Annotated in this window: 4 protein-coding genes; 2 read left to right on the top strand and 2 right to left on the bottom strand. The window is 34.7% G+C overall.

The genetic code is table 11. The annotated features are described in order from the left end of the window. Nucleotides 1–152: 152 nt before the first annotated feature. Nucleotides 153–923, top strand: a complete 771-nt coding sequence (locus AFK68_RS06880) for a DUF1350 family protein (protein WP_094672117.1) — start codon at nucleotides 153–155, stop codon at nucleotides 921–923. A gap of 23 nt (nucleotides 924–946) precedes the next feature. Here the strand turns inward: AFK68_RS06880 and AFK68_RS06875 are convergent, their stop codons facing one another. Together AFK68_RS06875 and AFK68_RS06870 are read right to left on the bottom strand one after the other, a co-directional pair. Beyond that, the gene (locus tag AFK68_RS06875) at nucleotides 947–1,438 is read right to left on the bottom strand and encodes an ATP-binding protein (protein ID WP_094671838.1); all 492 of its coding nucleotides are present in this window, start codon (nucleotides 1,436–1,438) and stop codon (nucleotides 947–949) included. A 152-nt stretch (nucleotides 1,439–1,590) separates the two neighbouring features. Further along, nucleotides 1,591–2,082, bottom strand: a complete 492-nt coding sequence (locus AFK68_RS06870; protein WP_094671837.1) for an ATP-binding protein — start codon at nucleotides 2,080–2,082, stop codon at nucleotides 1,591–1,593. A gap of 432 nt (nucleotides 2,083–2,514) precedes the next feature. Here AFK68_RS06870 and AFK68_RS06865 point away from each other — a divergent pair, with 432 nt between their 5' ends. Next, complete coding sequence (locus tag AFK68_RS06865; RefSeq protein WP_094672118.1) at nucleotides 2,515–3,648, top strand: PP2C family protein-serine/threonine phosphatase; 1,134 nt, start codon at nucleotides 2,515–2,517, stop codon at nucleotides 3,646–3,648. Nucleotides 3,649–3,894: the final 246 nt, after the last annotated feature.

Genomic DNA, 3,894 nt, shown 5'->3' with positions numbered 1-3,894 from the left:
CTAATACTGTTTTAGATTTTTGTGACTAATTGACTAAATTTAGGCTTTTTTAAAACACAAAATAATTCTTAAACTGTATTGTTATTTACAATACTCCTTGAGTACCACAAAACCTTGTAATTGTCAAGAAAAAACTTTTATAGTTTTAAATTATGGAATGGCAAGAAAATTCTGGTAATTGGGTATTAATACCTTCTCACCCCAAAGCAGTCATACATTTTTTAGGTGGAGCGTTCGTAGCAACTGCACCTCATGTAACTTATCGTTGGTTATTGGAGATTCTAGCAAATCAAGGCTATGCAGTAATAGCTACTCCTTTTGTCAATACTTTAGACCATTTAGCAATGGCTAAAAATGTTCTCAGCACTTTTGAGAATTGTCTTAATCATTTATATGCTAGTAGAAGACTCAGGAAAAAATCTTTACCTATATATGGAATAGGACATAGTATGGGATGTAAGTTACATTTACTTATGGGTAGTTTATTTTCCATAGAAAGAGCTGGCAATATTCTGATATCTTTCAATAATTTTGCAGCTCGTGATGCCATTCCCCTGGTCGAACAAATATCTTCTGTAGTGAAAGTAGAGTTTACTCCGTCCCCAAAAATGACAAATAGCCTAATTCAAAAACGTTATCGAATTCGGCGCAATTTATTAATTAAATTTAATGATGATGATATAGATCAAACCCTTCGTTTGAGCGATCTATTACGACTGCGTTTTCCCAGTATGGTCACAGTTCAGAGATTAAACGGAAACCACTTGACACCCTTGGGTCAAGATTTAACTTGGTCTGTAGGAAAAGTATATACCCCTGTAGACGCCGTTGGTCAATGGCTGAAACAAGAGGTTTATCGGGACTTAAATAAACTTAAACGTGAAATCCTACTTTGGCTGAACCCCCTAGCACCAATATCATAGCCTCATCCTGATAAATTCCAGATTTAGATATTAGCATCAAAAGTATTATTTTGTTCTGGAGAATATGGCAAATAATTTTTAGCAATTAACAAACAGTTACGATTATCCGATGTACGGGTATAACTAATATTGTCTGCTATAGCATACATTAATTTTATACCCCGTCCACCACCAACAAAGATATCTGTTTGAGTGGGTTGCTCTTTTAGCCATTTGAGCAAGTCAAAAGGCTGACCATAATCCCAAATTCTAATTTCCAGGTAGTCAGTATAGATTTTAACTTCAATATCTATAAGTGTTTCTGTAGGTAAATATTTATGGGCATGACGAGTTGCATTAGTAAAAGCTTCAGCTAAAGCAAGCTCACACTCTAACCAAACTTTTTTGGGAATTGGTGCTTGGTGCAACTGCTCAAACCATGATAAAACTTTGTCATTTTCTCCCAGGTCTGAACAAACTTGTAAATCAGCTTGATGAAACTTTGGTAATTTATCAGAATCTTTTACTTTAGTCACACTTAGCTTCTTAAGTAATTACATAATATTTCAGGTATATTGTAAAGTATATGTCAATCACAATAAGGCAAATTTTCTAACCAAACCTTCATATCTAAAAATATAAATATATATCTTTACACTATAAATATATATCTTTACACTATCACAATTCAGATTTTACCAAAATCTGAATTGTCATTTTGAACTTGAGGATACAACCAATAATTTTTCCTAATTAACAAACAGTTACGATTATCAGATGTACGGGTATAACTAATATCGTCTGCTATAGCATACATCAGTTTGATACCTCGCCCACCAGGAGCAAACATATCTGGCTCTGGTTGTACTTTTAACCATTCTGTAAAGTCAAAGGGCTGACCATAATCCCAAATTCTAATTTCTAGGCAGTCAGTATACATTGTAACTTCAATGTCTATAGGTGTTTCTGTAGGTAAGTATTTATGGGCATGGCGAGTTGCATTAGTAAAACCTTCAGCCAAAGCTAACTCACACTGCAACCAAATTGTTTTTGGAATTGGTGCTTGATGCAATTGCTCAAACCATGACAAAACTTTGTCATTTTCCGCCAGGTCTGAATGAACTTGCAAATAAGCTTTGCGAAATTTTGGTAATTTATCAGAACCTTTCACGTTAGTCACACTTCGCTTCTTAAATAATTAGTATAGTATTTCAGGTATATTTTAAGTTATATTATGGAGTATATGTATAAAATTCATGTAAATAATTAAAACTACCTAAAAGCTTGGTTTGTATGATAACAGGTAATAATGGGTCTCTAAATGCAGATTGTAATGGGGCAACATAATCAGTAAAGTTAGGTTGATACTTAAGCATACTGCATATGGGTATTTTGACTTGTCCTCAAAGAATATTTATGTGGTCAGCTTAGAATATCTGTCCCAACATTGATTTATCCCTATTCATTTATTTAGTAGGAGTTTGGTCACCAAAACCCTAGAATAATTAATCCCCGTGACTTTAATCTGGGGAGTAGTCAAAAACTCCTAATGGTCTACTCACTTTTATGTCGGCATTTAGCCGAAACGGTGAATTGTTTAACTAAGTCCATGATATATAAAGTTTTGGTTATTGATGATGATACTGCCATTCAGGAATTACTCAAAAGAGTTCTGCGGAAACAGGGTTATGAGGTGACAGTAGCAAGTAATGGTGAAGAAGGTTTTGAACAAGCAAAACTCGTGCAACCTGCTTTGATTATCTGTGACTGGATCATGCCACGACTCACGGGAATAGAAGTATGCCGTAGGGTTAAAGCTAGTCCCGATCTGTCTACTACTTTCTTCATTTTGTTAACTTCTTTAGGAACGGTTCAAGATCGGGTCAAAGGTCTTGATGCTGGTGCTGATGACTTTATTTCTAAACCCATAGAAATGAATGAAATGAAGGCTAGGGTCAGAGCTGGACTTCGACTGCATCAGCTTTCTCAAGATTTACAGACTCAAAAGCAATTACTAGAAGCAGAATTAGCTGAAGCTGCTGACTATGTGTGTTCTCTCTTACCAGAATCTTTAATAGAACCAGTAAAAATTGAATCCCAATTTATTCCTTCTCGCAAGTTAGGGGGAGACTGTTTTGATTATTATTGGTTAGATGAAAATTACTTAGCTGTATATTTACTGGATGTAGCTGGCCATGGTTTACGGGCAGCACTTCCTTCAGTTTCAGTTTTGAATTTGTTAAGGTCAAAGGCCATACCTAATATAAATTACCATCAACCTAGTGATGTACTTAGGGCTTTAAATAATACTTACCAGATGACCTATCAAAATGACAAATATTTTACCATTTGGTATGGTGTTTATAATCGTTCTCAAGGTCAACTGGTCTATGCAAGTGCGGGTCATCCCCCGGCTATTTTAATTTCAGGTGATGGTCAGCTCGCTCAGGCCAATAAATTGAAAACTCCTGGAATGCCTATTGGTATGTTTCCAGAGGCTACTTATATAGATGATTCTTGTGTAGTTGAAAAGTCTAACTCCCTTTACATATTTAGTGATGGTGTTTATGAAATACCTCAACCTGGAGGTGGAATTTGGGGTATAGATAACTTTATTAATCTAATTTTAGAATACAATCAACATGGTTTTTGTCATCTAGATAAGGTCTTGGACTATGTGAGAGAGTTGAATGGTAGTAATGTTTTTAGTGATGATTTTTCTTTACTAAAGGTTGTTTTTGGTTAGGCTGTTTATGTCTCCTCAAGTCAAGTTATTTAAGGATTTGATTAAATAAAATATACAATTAAAAAAGCAAAGCTAAAATAGATTAAGCTTCACTCTCTCTAAGTTATATAAGTAATCAAACTATCATTCCTAAGTTTAATGCTTGTTTCCAGAGTTATACCAATTTGATAAGTGTTTGTGACAAATTCTAGAGACGTTGTATGCAACCTCCCTACGGAATAAGGAATAAGCAAGAAGGAAAAAGGG

Source organism: Hydrocoleum sp. CS-953, assembly GCF_002260545.1.
Classification (GTDB): domain Bacteria; phylum Cyanobacteriota; class Cyanobacteriia; order Cyanobacteriales; family Microcoleaceae; genus Trichodesmium.
Note: the sequence above shows the minus strand (reverse complement) of the source record. Positions and strands in the feature narration are given on the sequence as shown.

Coding starts and splice junctions, on each gene's coding strand:
- AFK68_RS06880 (WP_094672117.1), top strand. CDS start 153: ATGGAATGGCAAGAAAATTCTGGTAATTGGGTATTAATACCTTCTCAC.